This window comes from Ketobacter sp. MCCC 1A13808, assembly GCF_009746715.1.
Classification (GTDB): domain Bacteria; phylum Pseudomonadota; class Gammaproteobacteria; order Pseudomonadales; family Ketobacteraceae; genus Ketobacter.
On sequence record NZ_VRKW01000014.1, the window covers coordinates 26,089 to 45,761 of the forward strand.

The 19,673-nt window shown below is 50.8% G+C and carries 18 protein-coding genes; 3 read left to right on the plus strand and 15 right to left on the minus strand.

The features are described 5' to 3' along the window. Positions 1-2,019 carry a response regulator gene (locus FT643_RS19155; protein ID WP_156873033.1) on the plus strand — a complete coding sequence of 673 codons (2,019 nt, stop codon included), beginning with the start codon at positions 1-3 and terminating at the stop codon, positions 2,017-2,019. A 325-nt stretch (positions 2,020-2,344) separates the two neighbouring features. Here the strand turns inward: FT643_RS19155 and FT643_RS19160 are convergent, their stop codons facing one another. The 15 genes from FT643_RS19160 to FT643_RS19230 all read right to left on the minus strand — a co-directional run bounded on the left by FT643_RS19160 (position 2,345) and on the right by FT643_RS19230 (position 17,683). After that, complete coding sequence (locus FT643_RS19160) at positions 2,345-3,073, minus strand: lysophospholipid acyltransferase family protein (protein WP_156873034.1); 729 nt, start codon at positions 3,071-3,073, stop codon at positions 2,345-2,347. A gap of 67 nt (positions 3,074-3,140) precedes the next feature. Then, positions 3,141-5,183, minus strand: coding sequence for a glycine--tRNA ligase subunit beta (gene glyS / locus FT643_RS19165; RefSeq protein ID WP_317622077.1), 2,043 nt, complete (start codon positions 5,181-5,183; stop codon positions 3,141-3,143). After that, a complete protein-coding gene (glyQ, locus tag FT643_RS19170) occupies positions 5,180-6,145 on the minus strand; it encodes a glycine--tRNA ligase subunit alpha (protein WP_156873035.1) in 966 nt (321 codons plus the stop codon). Before glyQ ends, glyS begins: the two co-directional genes overlap by 4 nt. A 119-nt stretch (positions 6,146-6,264) precedes the next feature. Beyond that, positions 6,265-6,993, minus strand: coding sequence for a sensor histidine kinase (locus FT643_RS19175; RefSeq protein ID WP_156873036.1), 729 nt, complete (start codon positions 6,991-6,993; stop codon positions 6,265-6,267). Next, positions 6,968-8,623 (minus strand): response regulator, encoded by a 1,656-nt coding sequence (locus FT643_RS19180; RefSeq protein ID WP_156873037.1) that lies wholly within the window; start codon positions 8,621-8,623, stop codon positions 6,968-6,970. Before FT643_RS19180 ends, FT643_RS19175 begins: the two co-directional genes overlap by 26 nt. Positions 8,624-8,754: 131 nt before the next feature. Then, the gene (locus tag FT643_RS19185) at positions 8,755-9,390 is read right to left on the minus strand and encodes a hypothetical protein (RefSeq protein WP_156873038.1); all 636 of its coding nucleotides are present in this window, start codon (positions 9,388-9,390) and stop codon (positions 8,755-8,757) included. A gap of 66 nt (positions 9,391-9,456) precedes the next feature. Continuing rightward, a complete protein-coding gene (locus FT643_RS19190) occupies positions 9,457-10,434 on the minus strand; it encodes an NAD(P)H-quinone oxidoreductase (protein ID WP_317622078.1) in 978 nt (325 codons plus the stop codon). Further along, on the minus strand, positions 10,431-11,726 hold the full coding sequence (locus tag FT643_RS19195) for a tetratricopeptide repeat protein (RefSeq protein WP_156873039.1): 1,296 nt from the start codon (positions 11,724-11,726) through the stop codon (positions 10,431-10,433). The genes FT643_RS19190 and FT643_RS19195 overlap by 4 nt, the downstream gene beginning before the upstream one ends. 2 nt (positions 11,727-11,728) lie before the next feature. Next, entirely contained in the window at positions 11,729-12,334 is a 606-nt protein-coding gene (locus tag FT643_RS19200; RefSeq protein ID WP_156873040.1) for an energy transducer TonB, read from the minus strand. Between the two features lie 2 nt (positions 12,335-12,336). Continuing rightward, on the minus strand, positions 12,337-12,744 hold the full coding sequence (locus FT643_RS19205) for an ExbD/TolR family protein (protein ID WP_156873041.1): 408 nt from the start codon (positions 12,742-12,744) through the stop codon (positions 12,337-12,339). Continuing rightward, a complete protein-coding gene (locus tag FT643_RS19210) occupies positions 12,744-13,286 on the minus strand; it encodes a MotA/TolQ/ExbB proton channel family protein (protein ID WP_156873042.1) in 543 nt (180 codons plus the stop codon). Before FT643_RS19210 ends, FT643_RS19205 begins: the two co-directional genes overlap by 1 nt. Further along, the gene (locus FT643_RS19215; protein WP_156873043.1) at positions 13,286-14,674 is read right to left on the minus strand and encodes a MotA/TolQ/ExbB proton channel family protein; all 1,389 of its coding nucleotides are present in this window, start codon (positions 14,672-14,674) and stop codon (positions 13,286-13,288) included. Before FT643_RS19215 ends, FT643_RS19210 begins: the two co-directional genes overlap by 1 nt. Before the next feature lie 2 nt (positions 14,675-14,676). Continuing rightward, on the minus strand, positions 14,677-15,438 hold the full coding sequence (locus tag FT643_RS19220) for a DUF3450 domain-containing protein (protein WP_156873044.1): 762 nt from the start codon (positions 15,436-15,438) through the stop codon (positions 14,677-14,679). Positions 15,439-15,474: 36 nt separating this feature from the next. Beyond that, positions 15,475-16,404: a hydroxymethylglutaryl-CoA lyase gene (locus tag FT643_RS19225; RefSeq protein ID WP_156873045.1), complete on the minus strand. Its 930-nt coding sequence runs from the start codon at positions 16,402-16,404 to the stop codon at positions 15,475-15,477. A gap of 79 nt (positions 16,405-16,483) precedes the next feature. After that, positions 16,484-17,683 carry a CaiB/BaiF CoA transferase family protein gene (locus FT643_RS19230; RefSeq protein WP_156873046.1) on the minus strand — a complete coding sequence of 400 codons (1,200 nt, stop codon included), beginning with the start codon at positions 17,681-17,683 and terminating at the stop codon, positions 16,484-16,486. 132 nt (positions 17,684-17,815) lie between these two features. Here FT643_RS19230 and FT643_RS19235 point away from each other — a divergent pair, with 132 nt between their 5' ends. Both FT643_RS19235 and FT643_RS19240 read left to right on the plus strand, forming a co-directional pair. Beyond that, the gene (locus FT643_RS19235) at positions 17,816-18,451 is read left to right on the plus strand and encodes a VOC family protein (RefSeq protein ID WP_156873047.1); all 636 of its coding nucleotides are present in this window, start codon (positions 17,816-17,818) and stop codon (positions 18,449-18,451) included. Continuing rightward, positions 18,448-19,623, plus strand: coding sequence for an alpha/beta hydrolase family protein (locus tag FT643_RS19240; protein ID WP_156873048.1), 1,176 nt, complete (start codon positions 18,448-18,450; stop codon positions 19,621-19,623). Before FT643_RS19235 ends, FT643_RS19240 begins: the two co-directional genes overlap by 4 nt. Positions 19,624-19,673: the final 50 nt, after the last annotated feature.

A 19,673-nucleotide genomic window follows, 5' to 3' on the forward strand; every position in this document is an offset into this window, starting at 1 on the left:
GTGCGAGAAATTAAACTGCTGTTGGTTGAAGATGATGAAGACGACTACATCATTACGCGGGATCTGTTAGACGATATATTCTCCAGACGTTATCGTTTGGATTGGGCTTCCGATTTGGAAACCGCAAGAAAACAACTTTCCGCGAACCAGCATGATGTTTGCCTGATGGATTATGCTTTGGGGCCCGAAGACGGCGTGTCTTTGTTAAAAGAAGCAACGGCGCTAGGTTTTAGCAGTCCCATTATTATGCTCACAGGTCAGGATGATGAACGACTTGACGAGGAAGCCTTGTCTGCAGGAGCTGTAGACTACCTGGTGAAATCGAACTTAACGCAATCCCGCTTGGCAAGAGCCATTCGCTACGCGATTGCGCGTCGTGAGATGGAAGTTGAGCGGGTTGAACGTTTACGGGCGCAAGCAGAAAACCGGTCTAAAAGTGAATTTCTCGCGCATTTAAGTCATGAATTGCGCACTCCGCTGACCTCGATTCTGGGGTACACCGATCTTTTGTTAAAACAAAAGACGCGCAACGACAACGACGATCACCTCCAGATAATCAAACGCAACGGCCAGCATTTATTAAGTTTGCTGAACGACGTGTTGGATTTATCAAAAATAGAAGCCGGTAAATTTGAGCTGGAAAATAAAGCAGTGAATTTCCCGGAATTTTTATCCGACGTTTACCATTTGATATTGGTGAGAGCTGAAGATAAAAATATCCGTTTATTGGTCGAAGCAGATCAGGCGTTACCGAAATTTATTGAAGCTGATCCCACCCGATTACGTCAGATTCTGCTGAACCTGCTTGGCAACGCGATAAAATTTACCGACAGCGGGTCCGTTACACTGCAAGTCAGTTGGGACTTTGCTGAGGGCATAGCGGAAGGCAGTGACAGCAGCGAGCAGGAAAAGGAACCGGACATCGCTAATACGGAAGCAGCCGGGCACAGCGATGCGAAAGCGGCGGAAATTGTCTTTGCCATAAAGGATACCGGAATCGGTATCGAAGAGGACGAGATACCCAAATTGTTTAAACCGTTTTCACAAACAAAAAATGTGGAGAGCCGTTCCGAAAACGGTACCGGTTTAGGCCTGGCGATTAGTCAGCGCCTGGCTCAACGTTTGGGTGGAGGTGTAGAGGTGAGCAGTGTGTCAGGAGAAGGCAGCTGCTTTACGGTCACCATAAAAGCGGGTATTGAAGAATCAGTTGAGCAACAATTACTGAATATCGAGCTTATTGAAGCCAACCGTCCCCGCCTGAATGCACAGCAAATCAACGCCCGGATTCTAATAGCGGATGACCTGCCGGACCTGCGTCAACTATTAGGACATCTGATTGAAAATACCGGAGCGCAGGTGATCTTCGCGATTAACGGTCAGGATGCCATCAATCAGGTCAGACAAGCGCAGCAACTCAAATCCCCGTTCGATCTGATTCTGATGGACGTTCAGATGCCGGTTATGGGTGGCCTGGAAGCGACACAAATATTGCGCAAGGAGGGATTCACCGGGCCGATTCTGGCGCTCACTGCGGCGACGATGCGGGGCGAAAGGGAGCGTTGCCTGGCCGCCGGGTATTCAGATCACCTAAGTAAACCGGTGGATGAAAGTCAGCTAATGGAGCGCATTTTATTGCATCTGGGGCAAATTAAAATAGCGCAAAAAGAAGTAACTCCGAACCATATTTTGTTGGTGGAAGACGATCACGATACCCGCGTTATCACCGCTATGTTGATCGAAAGCCTGGGCTTGGAGGTATCTCAGGCCGCGACCGGGGCAGAGGCCATAGCCTCTTTTAATCACTCTATTCCGGATATGGTGTTAATGGATTTGAACCTGCCTGACTGCGCGGGACTGGAGTTGGCTGCGCAATTACGCTCACTTGCCAAGGGCACATCCTGTATTCTGGTGGCATTGAGTGGACAGGAACTCAGCAAGGAAGAACAAGACGTCTCCCCTTTTGACCATCACCTGCTCAAACCAGTCAACCTGGATGTCATTAAACAAGTTATCGCCTAATTAATACCGCTGGACAAAGATGTGGATAACTCTGTGAATGGAAATTGGAAATCAGGTTTCTTTACGGAGCGAAGTTCTGAATTCAGATAGTAAATACTAACTATCAGCAGGCTTGGTGCTCTCCCGTTTGAATTAATATAAATCCTTTATAAACAACAAGTTATCGTTTTGGTGTCGAGCCGGTTTGCGGTTAGCCGGTAAGTGATGACTTACTTGTTCAGAGCGGAATGAATGATCTGGTAGCAATTAGACCCAGTTGTGGATAATTGTGTTACCTAGCGAAACATCAGAGTGGCTCCCGATGTCGGTGAGCCTGACGAGGTGGTTAATCAGGCGGGATGTCAGGCTGCAATAATTCGGACTTTTCTCGGTTCAGCCATTGTTCCAGTGAGTGATTCAGCTCTTTTGCTGAACGGCCGGCTGCCGAAACGGGCTTTCCAATTTTGACAATTATTTCTCCAGGAACCTTGGCCAGTTTATGGGCTGGCCAGTGCAGGCCGGCGTTATGGACGATCGGCAATACCTGGCATCCGGCTTTGACCGCTAACAAGGCACCCCCTGGCAAATGATCTTTGGTTTCATGAGGGGGGACGCGGGTGCCTTCGGGAAAGATCAGCACCGATAACCCTTCTTCAAGACGCTGCTTACCCTGCCGCAGAATTTCCTTCATCGCCGTGGCTTTCTTTTTACGATCAATGACGATGGGTTTGGCCATCAGTAACAGCCAGCCGAACAACGGTATATAAGTCAGCTCTTTTTTCAGAACGGTGGAGAGCGGAAACAGCATTCGATATAACGCCAGGGTTTCCCATGTGCTCTGGTGGTTGGATACCACGACCACCGGCTGTTGCGGGATATTCTCGACGCCGATGATCTTTACCCGGACACCACAAATCCACTCCAGTAACTTTTGTACTACAGAAGACCAGAATACGAATAGTTTTGCCCGGTGAAAAATATTCAGGAAAGGAGCCATCAGCATAAAGGGTACGCTGAGCAGGATTACACTTAGAACGTAACAAATATTAAATATCAGTCCGCGAAGCGAATTCATCACCACCACTTTCTTAGAAGCCCCGTCGAAAATGTTGATCTCTCCGGGGCATTCGCTAGCAAAAAAATTATTGCAGCTCGGCTATATCGGCAATATCCAGAAACAGACCGTGAAGCTGGCTAAGTAACGCCAATCGGTTGTTACGCAAAGCATCGTCGTCGACGTTGACCATTACTTTAGCAAAGAAATCGTCGACTGGCTCTTTTAATGCAGCCAACGATTGCAGACGGGAGGGGTAATCGTCCTTTATGTCAGATTGATGAAGCCCTATGGCGCTGGCGAGTACTTGCTCCTCTTCCAGTTGCAACAATTCATTGTTGAGTGGCGGTAAAGCTTGCGTCTGGTCACGCTTGGAAAGAATGTTGCCGACGCGTTTGTTGGCGGCCGCTAACGCAGCTGCCTGTGGTAGTTGTTTAAACGCCTGTACTGCCGTAGCACGTTGATAAAAATCCAATGGCTTGGTGGGATTAACTGCTAATACCGCTTTCACAATATCCACATCAATACCCTCTTCCGAGAACCAGGTTTGATAGCGGCCATTCATAAACGCGAGAAAATCGGCTTTTACCTTTTTATTGCTTAATTGGCTGCCGTAATTTGCAGTAGCCTGGTCAACCAAATCCAATAGATCCAGGTTTAGGTTGCGGCCGACAATGATGCGCAATACACCTAATGCGGCGCGACGTAATCCGAACGGGTCGCGGTCGCCGGTGGGGTGTTTACCGATGCCGAGTGTGCCGACCAGAGTATCGATTTTATCGGCTATGGCGACGGCTTGTCCGGTGACCGATGCGGGCAGTTCATCCCCCGCAAAACGCGGTTGGTATTGTTCGTTTAGGGCGATTGCAACCGCTTCTGCTTCGCCGTCGTGGCGTGCGTAATAGGTGCCCATAATGCCTTGCAATTCGGGAAATTCACCGACCATTTCGGTGGAAAGATCGCACTTCGACAAAAGCCCTGCCCGTTCGGCCAGTGCAACATCAGCGGAAAGGTGTGAAGCAATGCTGGCAGCCAGTTTGGATACGCGCACCGCTTTTTCATACACACTGCCGAGTTCTGCCTGGAAAACGACATTTTTTAAACGCTCGTTATGGGCTTCCAAGGGCTGTTTTTTATCTTGATTAAAAAAGAATTCAGCGTCGTTCAGGCGTGGCCGCACGACTTTTTCGTTGCCCTCCACAATAAAATGAGGTGAGGTACTTTCCAAATTAGCGACGGTTATAAAACGCGGTAGTAATTTGTCTGAGGCATCCAGCAGACAAAAGTATTTTTGGTTATCCTGCATGGTGGAAATTAACGCTTCCTGGGGCACCTGCAGAAATCGTTCTTCGAAGGAACACACCAACGGTACAGGCCACTCCACCAATGCGGTTACTTCGTCGAGCAAGTCATGCGGTACGATGGCGCGACCGTTTTCCTGTTGCGCCAGTTGTTCAACCCGTTGTTGAATCATCTGACGACGTTCATCAAAATCGACAATTACCCAGGCTGCGCGCAGGTCTTCCTGATAATTTGCCGGAGAACTGATACGGACCGTGTGCGGATGATGAAAGCGGTGGCCGCGGGATTCCTGTCCGGCCTTTTGCGCCAGTATTTCGCAATCCACGACTTCGTTACCCAGCAACATCACCAGCCACTGTGTTGGTCTGACAAATTCAACGCGGCTGGCACCCCAACGCATGCGTTTCGGAATGGGTAAGTCGTTTAACGATTGCGCGACAATGTCCGGTAGTAATTGTTTTGCCGGGTTGCCTTTGACTTCTTTAACGTAGCGTAGTTTTTCGCCGCTGTTATCAAGATCGGAAACCTCGACACCGTTTTTGCGGGCGAAACCAAGCGCCGCTTTCGTTGGTTTACCGTCTGCGTCAAAGGCGGCTCTCATTGGCGGTCCGTCGATATTCTCAATTCGATCCGGTTGCTGAATGGTGAGGTCTTTAATGAAAATCGCTAACCGGCGCGGCGCCGCATAGGCGACGACTTCGCCGTGTGGCAAGCCGACTTCTGCCAAACCCTTTTCTATGCCGCTGCGAAAGCTGGCGGATAATTTTTTCAGTGCTTTGGGCGGCAATTCTTCGGTGCCCAGTTCTACCAGAAAATCCAATGTACTCACGCTTCGTCCTCCTTCGCCAGTTTCGCCAATACTTCATCGCGTAAATCGACCGGTGCCATAGGAAATCCCAGACGGGCGCGGGCTGCCAGATAGCTTTTTGCAATATTGCGGGACAAGGTACGCACTCGCAGAATGTAGCGTTGACGTTCGGTGACCGAAATGGCGCGACGGGCATCGAGCAGGTTGAACGTGTGTGAGGCTTTTACCACCATCTCATAAGCCGGTAGCGGTAATTGTTTTTCCATCAGGCTATTGGATTCGGCTTCGTAGTAATCGAACAGCTCAAACAGTTTGGGTACATTGGCGTGTTCAAAATTGAACGTCGACATCTCTACTTCGTTTTGATGGAACACGTCGCCGTAGGTGACTTTACCGAAGGGGCCGTCGGTCCAGACCAGATCGTAAACCGAATCCACGCCCTGCAAATACATACAAAGCCGCTCCAGTCCGTAGGTGATTTCACCGGTGACCGGGTAGCACTCGACGCCGCCTACCTGCTGGAAGTAGGTGAATTGAGTGACTTCCATGCCGTTGAGCCAGACTTCCCAGCCCAGGCCCCAGGCGCCCAGTGTCGGAGATTCCCAGTTGTCTTCCACAAAACGCACGTCATGGGCGTTGGTATCGATTCCCAGCAGGCGAAGGGATTCCAGGTACAGCTCTTGAATATTGGCAGGCGATGGTTTGAGCACAACCTGAAACTGATAATAATGCTGCAGTCGGTTGGGGTTTTCCCCGTAGCGTCCGTCAGTGGGGCGGCGGCTGGGTTGCACATAGGCCGCGTTCCAGGTTTCCGGGCCGATGGCGCGTAAAAAGGTGGCGGTGTGGAAGGTACCGGCGCCCATTTCCATATCATAGGGTTGAACCACGATGCAGCCTTGGGAGGCCCAGAAATTCTGTAGCGTGAGGATCAGTTCCTGAAAAGTAAGGCCCGATTGCGGACCGGATGCGTGCTGTTCGCTCATGTGTAACCTTGTTCTTGGTACATAAAAAAGAGGCGTATTATAGCCTGATAATGACGCGGCTTGCTTGGTCTAGTCGGGTTTTTAGCAGTGGAATGAAGGGTTTGAGGAGGCAGATTAGCCTATTGTGGCAAAATCAGGGTGACGCTGGCACCACCGAGGTGATCGCTGACACCTAAATGAATTTGACCCTGGCGGCCGCCTGCGTGATGTTGGGCAATCAGTGTGCGGGCAAAGTACAGCCCCAAGCCGGTGGAATGGCCATCGTCGCGGAGCGGGCGGGTGTGGCCCGGGGCTGCGGGATTGCCGGTGTCTTCGAGCACACTTTGCGGAAAACCGGGTCCATCGTCTTCGATGCGGATTAGCAATGTCTCAGCGCTGCCCTCTGCCACGCGTTTTTCGGCACTCAGTAGCAGGGTTCTGGCGTGTTCTTTTACAGCATTGTAGATGGCGGTATCCAGAATGATACTAATCAGAGCGGGATCAAAAAAGCCGTCCAGATCTTCATCGCATTCGTAGTTCAGCTGTAGGGCGTGGGCTCTTACGGTGTTGCTGTGGCGGGCGATTTTCTCTTCCAGAAAATCCAGCACAAATTGCTGATCGTGCTCTAATGTGTCGTTGCCAGTGTCTCCGTACATTAAGGCTTTATAGCTGGCCAATACCCGCACCAATTCACTGCCGACGAATTGGGCTTCGCTTTTGATGTGCTCGGCGTCGTGTTGATGCTGCTCATTGAGCGGCAGTGTCGTCAAAAGCGTATCGAGTTGGGAGAACATCAGACCAAAGCGATTTTTAATCTCATGTATGGAAGCGGCCAGCAGTTGCTCAGCCAGTTGTGCTTTGGTCGTCATCTTCTTGAGTCTGTCGTGTCCATTGCAGGCGTAGTTTTTCCAGTTCGGGGTAATGGGGGTCGTTGTTGCTCATATCCTGCAATTCACCGAACAGCGCGTTGGTTAGCTGCAACCGTTCGCTGGAGCGGGGGCCTTCCCGATACAAGCCTACCGCCGCTTGCAGAGCTGCAATTTGACAGTCGCTGTCGGTGATGGGCAGTCGGGTGGCTTTGTAGTAGATCTCCCATGCACCTTCGTAGTCTTTCAGTTGCAGCAATTCAGCGCCGCGTTGTTTGAGTAGTGCGTGGCGTTTTTGCGGATCCGGTATCAAGTGAAAATCCAGAACGCCGTAATATTTTTTTAGTAATCGCGGATCGTTTCCGATTTCGTTTAGTAGAGTGGCGGCGTACGCTTGACTGCTGGCTTCATCTTCCATGACCAGCTTGGCTGCAAGCAGATCCAGTTTGTCGTCTGGGGACAATTGCAGGTCGTCCCCCATCATGGCGAGGGAGCCACTATAGGCAATTCTGGCGACGTCTTCACGGTTGCTATTGAACAGGGTTTGCGCTTCCACCAGTCCGCATTTCAGTAGTTGGAGCGAGGTTAGATCGGTGACCGTTTTGACCGATTCCAGTGCCACCATGGCTTCTTTACTGGCAATCTTTTGCTCGCGCATGCCGCCGTATTTAAGCACCTTTTGTAGAGCTTTGGCATAACGGATTTGGTTGTCGGCGTCGCGGAAGGCGGAGTTTTTTGTCAGTATGCTGGCCTTTTTGCTGGCTTTGAACATGACATCCGCATCGCCGTTGAGGTCGGCCAGGCGAGCCAACGCCTGTTGCCGCCGGATCGCTTTCGGGGACTGCTCAACCGCCTGCTCCAATACCTGTTGTGCAGCCTTGTATTTGCCTTGTGCTTCCAGCGCTTTGGCTAACCAGTCGGAGGCTTCAACGTATTTGGCTTTGGTTCTGGTTAAACCTTCCAGTAATTTCTGTGCGGCCTCGTAGTTACCTTGCTGGAATTCGACCTTACCCATGCCCAGTACCGCCCAGGCGACGCGTTTAATGCCCAACACGGTGTCGTAAATATCGCGGGCCTCTTCGTAGCGTTCTTCATTCAGTAGCAGCTTGCCCTTAATGCGGTAAGCCGGTAATGCGAATTTAGGCCGCTCCACCGCCAGCCGGTTGCAGGCTTCCAGGGCGCCGTCGATGTCTTTCCTGTCGATGAACTGATTGATCTCCCGATACACCTCTTTGGTGCGGATGATTCGATTGAGTCGAGTGCGTAAGATATCCAAAGTGACCGGTTTCGCGATATAGCCATCCGGTTCGTATTCCAAGGCGCCCATGACCATTTCCACGGTTTGGGCAGCGGTAACCATGATGTAGGCGGTGGAGGCTGGCATTTTCCCGGATGCTTTCATTTCTTCCAGTACTTGCTGGCCGTCTTTTCCACGTCCAAGCTCGTAATCGGAAAACACGATATCGTAGTTGTTGTAGCTCAACTTAATGATGGCTTCTTCGCCGTTGCCGACGGTTTCCATCAGGTTAACCCCCATGTTGTTCAACATCGATTTTAAGGACGTACGCATTTCTGCCATATCTTCGATGATCAGCACACGTTTTTTGTGATACGGAATGAGTTCAAGTGCCATGGGTTAGGGGAATGACTCCCAGCTTTTAGTCAGTGAATACAAACTAAGTGTAGGAGTTTTCCGCGACCCTGCCAGCCGGAGAGCAGGGTACCGGGGGTGATAGATCTGAACGGGTCGTTACAGCAATATGCCTAAAAATCAATCTCTTCTGCTATGCGCTCGGCTTGTCTGGCCATGAAACGATCGATTTCTATCTGGCGTTTGATCGAGGGGGTTTCACCTTCATGATATCGGCACATTTCCATTGCCAGGTGCTTAGCCCGCTCTGCATTTTTGCCTCGCTCCAGTTGAGCAGCAATTTTATACAGCTGAAGGGCACACAGCTCATACTGAGAGCGTGAGTCTTCCGTATTGACACCTTCATTCCAGTATTTACTTTCCAGCTCTGCCAATGGTTTGAGCCGTTTCGAATGCTTGGCACTGTCGTAACCGGCTTGCCAGGCGGCCGCCAGTATGGGTTCTTCGAAGGGGTTGTTGCGGGGCTGATCGGGATCGTATTCCTCGTCACCCAGGTCGTAGGCGATGTGTTCTGCTCTGAGCTTAGCGGCGTTAACGTCGTCTACCTTGTCGGTAATGTACTTGGCCAGCATAAGCTGAGCGGTGGCATTACAAACCTGGAGCGCTCGGTGAGCCGAGCTGTTGATCGTCTGATCCAGTTCTTTGGTGTTGAAATGCTTGGCCAGACTCGGGTCGACTAGGTCTTCTTTAAAGGAAAACATAACCAAATCAACGGGTTCCACCCCCACTTCCAGTGTCTCCACTGCCATATATCCCCTCTTAACTAATGTCTTTTTATAAAAATGTGCCGAGAAATGAGGCCAACTTGTGGGCCTTTAATGAGCCAGATTCAGAATGACCTTGCCTGTGGTTTTATTTTGATCCACGACGTCGAAGGCAGCATTGGCTTGTTCAATAGGATATTGCCGATCAATGACCGGATTCAACTTACCTTGTGTAAATAATGGCCACACTTTGTTGTTCAACTGCGAGATAATGTGTGCTTTGCTCTCGTTATCACGACTCCGTAACGTGGAGCCAATGACTTGTATACGTTTGATCAGCAGACGGCCCAGGTCCAGTTCGGCGCTGCGCCCGCCCATCAGGCCAATAATAACCAAACGACCATCGGTGCCCAGGCATTTTAGGTTCTGTTCAAGATAGTTACCACCAACTGGATCAAGAATTGTGGCCACCCCGTCCTTTCCGGCCCAGGTTTTAACCACCTCGGTAAAGTCACCGTCGTGGCGCAGATGGCCCGCAGCAGCGCCCAGCTCAAGGCACCGGTCCAATTTCGCCTGCTCACCAACGGTGACGAACACCGGATTACCGAACTGTTTACACAATTGAATGGCCGCGGTGCCGACACCACTGGCACCGGCATGCAGCAACACTTTTTGACCGGGCTGCGTGTTGCCCAGCATGTAAATGTTCGACCAGGCAGTAGCAAACACCTCCGGTAGCGCAGCAGCTTGTTGAAAACTGAAGCCAGCGGGTACCGGAAGCGCGTGGTCGGCGTGGCACACGACGGTTTCAGCGAAACCGCCTCCGCTGAGTAAAGCGCACACTTTGTCCCCTGGCTTCCAGCGGGAAACGCCTTTACCCACCGCGCTGACCTCGCCGGCGCATTCCAATCCCAGAATATCACTGGCTCCCGGTGGTGGCGGATACATACCCAGGCGTTGCATCAGGTCAGCACGGTTGATGGCAGTGGCGTGGACTTTAATGGCGATCTGGTGAGCTTGCGGTGGCGCTGGATCGGCAACGTCCTGCCAAGTGAGGGATTTGTCTGCTTGTATCTGAATGGCTTTCACGTTGAATTGTCCTTTTCATCCGAACCGTCGCCTGCTTGAGCCCGTTGTTGCTCATAGCGCACATACTTTAGCCACTGTTGAGCCTGCTCTGATTTTTCGTCATCCTGTGCAGCTTGTTCAAAAGCAGCCAGAGACCGATCGAATTGTTTGGTGTTCAAGTACGTCTGGCCCAACAGCAGCCAAGCGTTAGTGGTTTGGCTCAGGTTACCCTTTTCAAGCGCTGTTTCAAAGGCTTTGGCGGCTTCGGGCCAGCGAGCGAGTTGATACAGTGCATTTCCCAGTAGTAAATCGGTTTCGCCCTCCTGGTCCAGCGTGGCTGCTTGTTGCAGAGGCTCCAGTGCCTGCTCGTATTCTCTTGCCAGGCTATAGGCCGACGCCAGAAACCGCAGATTTCGCAATGTGGCTTTAATACGCTGCTTACTTAACCCTTCCTCCACTACCCGGGCTCCGTTCATGGGCGCGCCCTGCGCTAAGTAAACACTGGCCAAAGATAGATATTGAGATTCAGAGGCCAGTAATTCCTTACGCTCAGCCAACGCCAGAATCGCCAGGTAGTTATCCATGTTGTCCTGTTGTGCATAGGCACTGGCCAGAGCCATCCAGTATTCTTTTTTCGGAAACCAGGTCAGCAGAAGTTTAATGGTGCGTATGCGTTGCTGCAGGTCCTGTAATTGAGCCTGACTGGATTGCAATAAGTTTAGCCATTGTTCCTTGGGGGTTTTACCCTGGGCCTGATAGTTATTGATGGCCTGCTGCAGATGGCTTGCAGCTTGCTTGTAATGTTTGAGTTCGTAATAACATTGGGCCAGCACAGCATTGGCGTCCGCCCTCTCCTTGTCGTTGTTCTCCACCCAGAATTGAATATGGGGTAGCGCCTTTTGATACTGCCCCAGATTCATATACACCTGACTGAGTATCTTATGATTGCTGATACTCAAGCTGAGCGGAATGTCATAGTCGAACACTTTTTCGAAGGCGTGGGCGCTGTCTTTCAAATTGCCTTGCTTGAATTCGATATAGCCGGTCATGTGCCAGATCATGGCGTTGTCATAAGCGGTATTGAAACGATTGCCTGCTACAGATTGCAGAATTGAAAGTGAACGTCCGTTGTTTTTTTCGTCGAGTGCTTGTTGCGATTCGATCAGTTTTTTATAGACCAAGGCAGTCAGGGCGGGTGGCTCATCTGCGTAGGAGGAAAATGCCAAACACAGCAGCGCAGCCATACTAAAACCGGAAATAATGATCCGGATTAATCGGCTTAGCGAGCGCTCTGTATGCGAGGTTTTTCCCATAGTTATTTCTTCAGTGAGAAGCGAATGCGATTCTGTACACCCTGAACTTCAATGGGTGTACCGGCAATGGTTCTGGGTTTAAAACGAAAACGTTTGACTGCGCTGAGTGCGGCTTGTTCGAATACACCTTTGGGAGTGGAATCGACTACCCTGGGCGCTTTCACTTCCCCCTGAGTGCCGATGGTAAACTCCACCACTACCCAGCCTTCTACGCGGTCAAATAAAGCCTGGCTGGGATACTGGGGCGGAACCCGGAACACCGGTAAATATTCATCATCCCCTTTGGCGCTGAAAAACCCCGGCTCCAGTGACAGAGGCTCCATCTCATTGTCGGTTGAAATGGTAAAAGACTGTTCTGACGTTTGCATGGCTTTAATACTTAAGGCGGCTGGCGGGGGCGGACTTTCCGGTGCGGGTGGTGGCTCTGGTTTAATTTCTTCCAATTGCAGCGAGTTGTCTTTTTTAATGCGGATGAAATTAACGGCATTGGCGTTTGCATTGCTGTCCACCGGTACTTCACTGGTTTTGATCAGGGCGATCATGATGGCAAACAGCACAGTCACGATGACAGACGCCATTGAGAAACTGATGCAATAACGCTTCAACATGATTACTGATCTTCAGCCGCAATGGAGATGGAACTGATACCTGCATCGCGCGCAGCATCCATTACCCGCACCAGTTTGTCGTTGGTTGAACTGCGGTCAGCCTGAATAATCAGCGTACCCTGGGGGTTTTCAATATGCATCCGTTCCAATAGGGCTTTTACGCTGCGTTCGTCTACTTTGCGCTTATCCAGCCAGATGTTGTCGTTGGCATCAATGGCGATTTTGATATTGGCGGTTTCCCTGGGTGTGGCAGTGCTGGCCTGGGGACGGTTAATCTCGATACCGGTTTCTTTTACAAACGAAGCAGTCACTACAAAAAAGATCAGTAGAATAAATACGATATCCAACATCGGCGTCATATCGATGCCACTCTCTTCTTCTTCGGTGACGCGGTAAAACGGACGTCGCATTAATCTGCTCCTTTATCGGTGACAAGGGTCAGTCGATCTGCAATTAACTGGGCTTGTTTTTCGTAGTATCGAAACAAGATTCGGTAGGCCATCAATGCCACGATCGCGGAACCCATTCCAGCCATCGTCGGCAAGGTGGCTCTTGAAATGCCGGACGCCATGGAGCGGGTATTACTCATTCCAAACGCGTTCATTACATCAAAAATCTCAATCATACCGGTGACCGTACCCATCAACCCCAATAACGGAAACAGAGTAATCATGCATTTGATAACCGGTAACGAAAAACGCGCACGCGCGCGCACTTCCGCGATTAACTTTAAGCGAATCTGGTGTGCATACCAGGTATGTCGGTCCTCGCGGGAAAACCATTTCTGGGCGGCCAGATTGATTTCTTGCTGCAAACCAAAGCGATAAAATAAGCCGCGCTCGCAAATCAATGTCCACATGATCAGGGTATTGGTTCCGATAACCCAAAGCACAATCCCACCGGCGAAATGAAAATCCCGGACAATGGCAAAGGCTTCCAGTATCGCCCACATCAGTCGGAATCCTTTTCCGCTTTTTCGGCTACCAGGCCGGTGCTTTGTTCTTCCAATACCGACAATACCGCTTTGCTGCGGGTGTTCGCCAGGGTATGGAAAAATACCACCGGGATAGCGACGGATAATCCGAGCACGGTAGTGACCAGCGCCTGGGAAATACCACCTGCCATTAACTTGGGATCACCGGTGCCGAACAAAGTGATGGTCTGGAAGGTATTGATCATGCCGGTAACGGTACCCAGCAAACCTAATAGAGGCGCGATCACCGAAATGATTTTAATCAACGTCAGATGTTTTTCCAGCGGCCCGCGTTCGCGCAGAATGGCTTCGCCGAGTTTAAGTTCTAATGATTCCAGCGACAGGTTTTTATTCTTTTTATAGGACAGCAGAATACGGCCCAATGGATTGTCACTGCGTATGGTTTCGCTGCGGGTCTGATCCGCTACTTTCCGCGTAACCATGATCAGATACATAATTCGTTCCAGAGCCAGAATTATACCGATGGCGCCGATAATCAGAATCACGTAGCCGATAAAACCCCCTTGCTCAATGCGATCAACAAAATCCGGTTCATCCAATAACATATTGAGCAACGCGCCGCGAGTCGGATCAATCGCGACTGCATTGAAACCTTCTTTGCTGTGGGTAAAATCTTCGGCATAGCCAGATATGTAGCGGGCGGGTTGTTTATTCAGATCGAGTACCTTCCCGGTTTCGGGAATGTATTGCAGATAACGATCACCGGATAATAAATTGAAAGCGCCAATACGCACGACGTCGGCATTGACCGATTGACCGTCGGTATTGATGACGTTCAGGTTCAGGTGTTTCACTTTGCCCGATTCCACCATTTCCCGCTGCAGTTGAAACCACAGTTTTTCTATTTCGTCGATGCGCGGTAATGAGCGGCTATTGCCAAGATGATCCGCCAGACTTTCCAGTTCCACTGACCGTGAAGGCAACTCCACCGAGGTTATCGACTGCTGTAATTGTGAGGCAGTATCGCTGGTGGCGGTTTGCAGATGACTGAAAAGCTCGGTCAGCGAACCCATTCGGGTTTCAAGTCGCTGAGTGAGTTTGTTGAGTTCCTGTCGGCGGGCGTCGTAGTCTGCTTCCAGTTTTTCACTTTCAAGCTCAAGCGCCTTGCGTTGTGAAATGGCGTTGTCGAGTTCGCTTTGTTGCGTACTTTGATTACCAAGAAAGCGCTGTTCCCGCTGCTGATTGGATTTCGACTGTTCAATACGACCTTGTTTTACCAACTCCAATAGTTCGTCAAGCGAACCGATTTCAGCGTTTGAAGCGAAAGGATTGTTGGCGGCGGTTAACGCGGGCGCGAATAAGACCAATGATAAAGCGCACAATATTGAGCTAAGTAACGTTTTCATATTCAGGACTCCGGTGCCAAAACGGGTAACAGGAGTAATTCAGGTGCCGCCTGCTTTTTGGCGACCTTGAGTCCCAATCGAATGTCCCGGCGATAGCGTCCATCCAATGGTTGCCAGCGATGCGTATCGCTGTTCCAGGCGCCCAGGTCGTTTCCATCCAGAGACTGATACAGCAGAGCGACACGCCCGATACGAAGAAACTCGACTTCCCGGGATCGATCACCCAGATTCAGATTGCCCCGATAACTTTCTATGGTGTTGCCGTATTCCACTTCCACGTTATAGGCTTCGATCACCTGGCGGAATTTTTCAGCCAGGGTGACATCGGTGCGGTCCAGCGTGTGGCGAAGAAAGGCAACCCGCTCAAAACGTTCGTCCAACAGGAAGGGTACATCCAGTTTGATAAAGGTTGACAGGGAATCGACCATACGATGTAAAAGTGGTGATAATTGACGCTCGACAATAGCCACCTCATCGATGGCTTGAGTGGTGTCGGTAATGCTGGTCATCTGGCGTGAGATCTGTCCTTTCATTTGCTGATTATAAAGAGTCAGATCGTCAATCCGTTTCAGTTCCAATTGAAAATTTTGAAACAGCTGTTGAGTTTTGTCGCTGATTTTATTGATGCGCTGTTGTGAGTCCGCTGCCAACTTGGTGTTGGCTTTCTCACCTTCAATGACGCGATCGGCTTTGTCTGCCTGAGCAGCACAGGCAGCTAAAAGCAACATCAAAAGCACACCGAACTTTGCAGGTGAAATCATCATAGGCGTGTCAGATCCTGGTTGGGTCTAAACCTGCTGTCAGATGCAGGGAGATTGATTTTTTTGTTTTCGTAGTTCCTGGGATTTCATCCACTGTACGACGCTGCCGCCCAAGGATTGCCCGGTAGCCTGTTCTGCAACGATGACGGCGTTGCGCAATCCCTGCAAATCGATGCCGGTTTCGAAACCGGATTCCTGCAGCATGTACACCAGATCTTCTGTCGCTACATTACCCGAGGCACCCGGCGCAAATGGACAACCGCCCAGCCCACCGATGGAACTGTCAAAACGGCGCACACCCTGGGTGATACCGGCCCAGGCCATAGCAAGCGCCTGACCGCGGGTGTCGTGCAGGTGCAGATTGAAAATGTCCGCTCCGTATTGTTGTACCAGAGGCCCCAGAATGTCGTTGATTTGTTGCGGATTACCGGCTCCAATGGTGTCAGCAATGGAAATTTCATCGGCTCCGAATTCAATCAGGTCCTGGGTTAATTTGTGCACCAGGTCAACCGGTGTAGTGCCGTCATAAGGACAGGCAATGGCGCCGGATACGTAGCCGCGCACAAAAATGCCGTCCTGCTTGGCTTGAGCAATGACTTGTTGGCAGGTGGCTTTGGTTTGCTCCAGTGTCATATTCAGATTGCGGAGATTGAAGGTGTCGGTAGAAGCCAGGACCACGGCAACGGATTTAACCCCTTCTGCTTTGGCGCGCTCGTAACCTTTCATATTGGGCACCAGCGCGGCGACATTCAGATCGGCGATGGTCGGCAATCCCGCCAACACCTGGGCTCCATCAGCCATTTGCGGTACTGCTTTAGGATTTACAAAACTCACGGCTTCCAACTGGCGGATACCCGCAGCAATCAGAGCGTCTGCCAGCTTCAGTTTGGATTCCGTGGAAACCGGATTAGGTTGGTTCTGCAGGCCGTCACGCAGCCCTACTTCGTTGATGTAGACTCGATTGGTCATGGTACTGCTCCCTCATAAAACTTTTTTTCATTTTTTTATAATCGTTATACTGATTATAAGGCAGTCAGTGCAGGCAATATCAAGCGATAATCCCGGAGTTTCGCAATTCTTCCAATTGTGAAGGGGATAAATCCAGGTAGGACGACAGTATCTGTTCAGTATGTTGACCCAGGCCCGGTGGAGGCGTTATCGGACTGGCTCGGGAGGCGGATAATTTCACCGGATTGCCTGGCTGTTTTACGCTAGTGCCGTTGTTTAATGGCACCTCGACGACCATATCCCGTGCCAATACCTGGGGATCATTTAGAGCATAGGCGAAATCGTTAACCGGAGCGGCGGGTATCCGATGTTCCTTCAGGCGTTGCAGCCAATATTCGCAGTCTTGTTTCTCGATATGCTGTTGCACCCGCTCATTGATAAAGTGGCGGTGTGCCCAACGTACCGGCTGTGTTGCAAACCGGGGTGACATGAGTTCGGGGTCGTCCAGCATGTGGGCCAACTTCAGATAAAAGGCATCACCCATACAGGCAAGAATCAGATAACGGGTGCGGGTTTTAAAGGTGCCATAGGGCACATGAACAAAATGGCTGTTGCCCACGGCCGGTGGCTGCACACCGCTCATCAGATACATAGTCGCCATATAATTGAGCATGGAGATCTGGCAATCCTGCATCGAGATATCCACATGCTGTCCGCGTCCTGTACTGTGGCGCTGGTTCAGGGCCGAGAGAATGCCGATAGTGGCAAACAGCCCGCCGCCCAGGTCGCCGATGGGGATCCCTGCCCGTAAAGGTGGCGCACCCTCTTCCCCGGTGATCGACATGCCGCCCCCCATGCCTTGTGCTACCAGATCAAAGGCGGCGCGATCGGGCTCCGGGCCGGTTTCACCAAAGCCGGTAATGGAGCAGGTGATGATGGCGGGATTGTGGTGCTTCAGCTTTTGGTAATCGATGCCCAGCCGGGCCGGGACGCCGGCGGCAAAATTATTAATGACAACGTCCGCCTTCTTTACCAGTTCGTAGAACAGCGCCAGCCCCTCTGGCTTTTTCAGGTCAATGCAGACGCTTTTCTTATTTCGGCTGAGTGTAAGAAAGTAAGCGCCCACTCCTTCTATTGAATAGTTCTCATCGTCTGCGAGCAGCTTGCGGGTAGCTTCACCGCGCGCGGGAGGTTCTATTTTTATGCAGTTAGCGCCCATATCGGCCATCAGCTGGCTGGAATAAGGGCCGGACAGCATATGGGTAAGGTCGAGAATGGTTACGTCGGATAATGCGCCCATGTGAAGCCCCTTTTGTATGCAATAAGTGAACTGAGGTAGCGAATTCCGCAGTTGCAATGGTGTTTAGACTATGATTGTATACAATCTATTGAATAGTGACCAATCAGTCAATTAAAAATGAGGGGGGAGCCCATGTCAGACGTCACATTGAAAGTTGCCAATAACATGCACCACACCGCCTATCGGTGCCGGGACGCAGAACAAACCCGCTGGTTTTACGAAGAGGTGCTGGGCTTCAAACTAGCGGCCGCCATGGTATTCGATGAGGAGCCGGGACGCACCGTGCAGCGGGATTATATGCATCTGTTCTTTCAGACCCCGGACGGTAATTTTATTGCGTTTTTTGATGTGCCCGACGACGTGGACGAAAAAATGTTTATTGCCCGTCACGGATTTGATGAGCACATTGCATTTGAAGTGGAGAGCATGGAGCAACTGAAAGCCTGGCGTCGGCATATTAATAAAATGGGTCGCCCTTGCTTCGGGCCGATCGATCACGAATTTGTGCAGTCGATTTATATGTACGATCCCAACGGATTGCAGGTGGAGCTGACGTTAAAAGCGCCGGATTACAAAGAGATTATGGAGCAGGACGCTGCCAGAGCCCACGATGTGCTGAAAGCCTGGACGGAAAAAACACGTCCCATGAAACTGAAAAACCTGACCGCGGACAGCCTGGATATGCGGGGAGTTGATATGAGCAAAGCGGATTTTTCGAAAATGAAATCTCCGGAATCGGCGGACAGTCGTGAGGAGAAGCCGATATGAGCGCAGCAAAATACCCGTATCAACGTATTCCCTATGTGCTGGCGTTCCACGAAACTTCCAGCTTTAAAGATACCTATGGGGGCAGTATGGATTTCGTGGCCCTGGAAGCCCATTGGTTGAAGCCCGAGAATAAGCCCTCGGATACAGTGATTGTATTTATGCACCCCATCGGCGGTGGATCTTATTTACCCATGGTGTCGGCTTTAGCGAAAAAAGGTTGCCATGTGATTTATTGCAACAGCCGTTATCGCGGCACAGACAGTGCGTTGATAATGGAAAAAGTGGTGCTGGATCTGGGGGCCTGCATTCGCGATGCAAAAGAAAAAAAAGGCTACAAAAAAGTGGTTCTGGCCGGTTGGAGCGGCGGTGGTTCGTTGTCGCTGTATTATCAGAGTCAGGCAGAAAACCCTACGGTAACGGAAACACCAGCCGGTGATCCCATTAATCTGGTGGACGCAAATTTAATTCCCGCTGACGGCTTGATGTTATTGGCTGCGCATATCAGTCGCGCCGGCACCATGACCGAATGGATGGATGCGTCAATACTGGATGAGAACGATCCCACCAAACGCGATCCGGAACTGGATTTGTATGACCCCAATAATCCGAATCAGGCTCCCTATTCAAAAGAATTTATTGAACGTTATCGTGCTGCGCAGATTGCCCGAAACCGCCGCATTACCGCTTGGGTGAAAGAAAAGCTGGAAGCGTATCGGGCGGATGGATTAGCCCGTGAAGAATTTGCGTTTGTTACTCACGGCACCATGGCTGACCCGCGTTTTATTGATCCGACTTTGGATCCCAACGACCGCCCTGCCAACTGGTGCTATCTCGGTGATCCAAAGGTGGTGAATAACGGGCCGGTTGGTCTGGCCCGGTTTAATACCTTGCGAGGCTGGTTATCCCAGTGGAGTTATGATGATTCCAACGCGAATGGCTTAACCTGTGCTGAGACCATTACGGTGCCGACCCTGGTGATTGGCAACACGGCTGACGACGCTTGTACGCCAAGTCATACCCGGCGTTTATTTGAAGCGGTAGGTCATGACGATAAGGAAATGCATGAGATAAAAGGCGCTAACCACTATTATTTCGGGCAGCAGGATAAGCTGGATGAAGCAACTGCCTGTTGCCTGAACTGGATGCAGGCAAAACGCTTGGTGGAAAACTGAGTTTTTGATATTCGAGTGGAGTTCGGGCATCCGGATGTGATTGAATATGC

Bases quoted from the DNA above. Each gene is read 5' to 3' on its own strand.
- FT643_RS19160 (WP_156873034.1), bottom strand. From the start codon at position 3,073: ATGAATTCGCTTCGCGGACTGATATTTAATATTTGTTACGTTCTAAGT.
- glyQ (WP_156873035.1), bottom strand. From the start codon at position 6,145: ATGAGCGAACAGCACGCATCCGGTCCGCAATCGGGCCTTACTTTTCAG.
- FT643_RS19175 (WP_156873036.1), bottom strand. From the start codon at position 6,993: ATGACGACCAAAGCACAACTGGCTGAGCAACTGCTGGCCGCTTCCATA.
- FT643_RS19180 (WP_156873037.1), bottom strand. From the start codon at position 8,623: ATGGCACTTGAACTCATTCCGTATCACAAAAAACGTGTGCTGATCATC.
- FT643_RS19185 (WP_156873038.1), bottom strand. From the start codon at position 9,390: ATGGCAGTGGAGACACTGGAAGTGGGGGTGGAACCCGTTGATTTGGTT.
- FT643_RS19195 (WP_156873039.1), bottom strand. From the start codon at position 11,726: ATGGGAAAAACCTCGCATACAGAGCGCTCGCTAAGCCGATTAATCCGG.
- FT643_RS19200 (WP_156873040.1), bottom strand. From the start codon at position 12,334: ATGTTGAAGCGTTATTGCATCAGTTTCTCAATGGCGTCTGTCATCGTG.
- FT643_RS19205 (WP_156873041.1), bottom strand. From the start codon at position 12,744: ATGCGACGTCCGTTTTACCGCGTCACCGAAGAAGAAGAGAGTGGCATC.
- FT643_RS19210 (WP_156873042.1), bottom strand. From the start codon at position 13,286: ATGTGGGCGATACTGGAAGCCTTTGCCATTGTCCGGGATTTTCATTTC.
- FT643_RS19215 (WP_156873043.1), bottom strand. From the start codon at position 14,674: ATGAAAACGTTACTTAGCTCAATATTGTGCGCTTTATCATTGGTCTTA.
- FT643_RS19220 (WP_156873044.1), bottom strand. From the start codon at position 15,438: ATGATGATTTCACCTGCAAAGTTCGGTGTGCTTTTGATGTTGCTTTTA.
- FT643_RS19225 (WP_156873045.1), bottom strand. From the start codon at position 16,404: ATGACCAATCGAGTCTACATCAACGAAGTAGGGCTGCGTGACGGCCTG.
- FT643_RS19230 (WP_156873046.1), bottom strand. From the start codon at position 17,683: ATGGGCGCATTATCCGACGTAACCATTCTCGACCTTACCCATATGCTG.
- FT643_RS19235 (WP_156873047.1), top strand. From the start codon at position 17,816: ATGTCAGACGTCACATTGAAAGTTGCCAATAACATGCACCACACCGCC.
- FT643_RS19240 (WP_156873048.1), top strand. From the start codon at position 18,448: ATGAGCGCAGCAAAATACCCGTATCAACGTATTCCCTATGTGCTGGCG.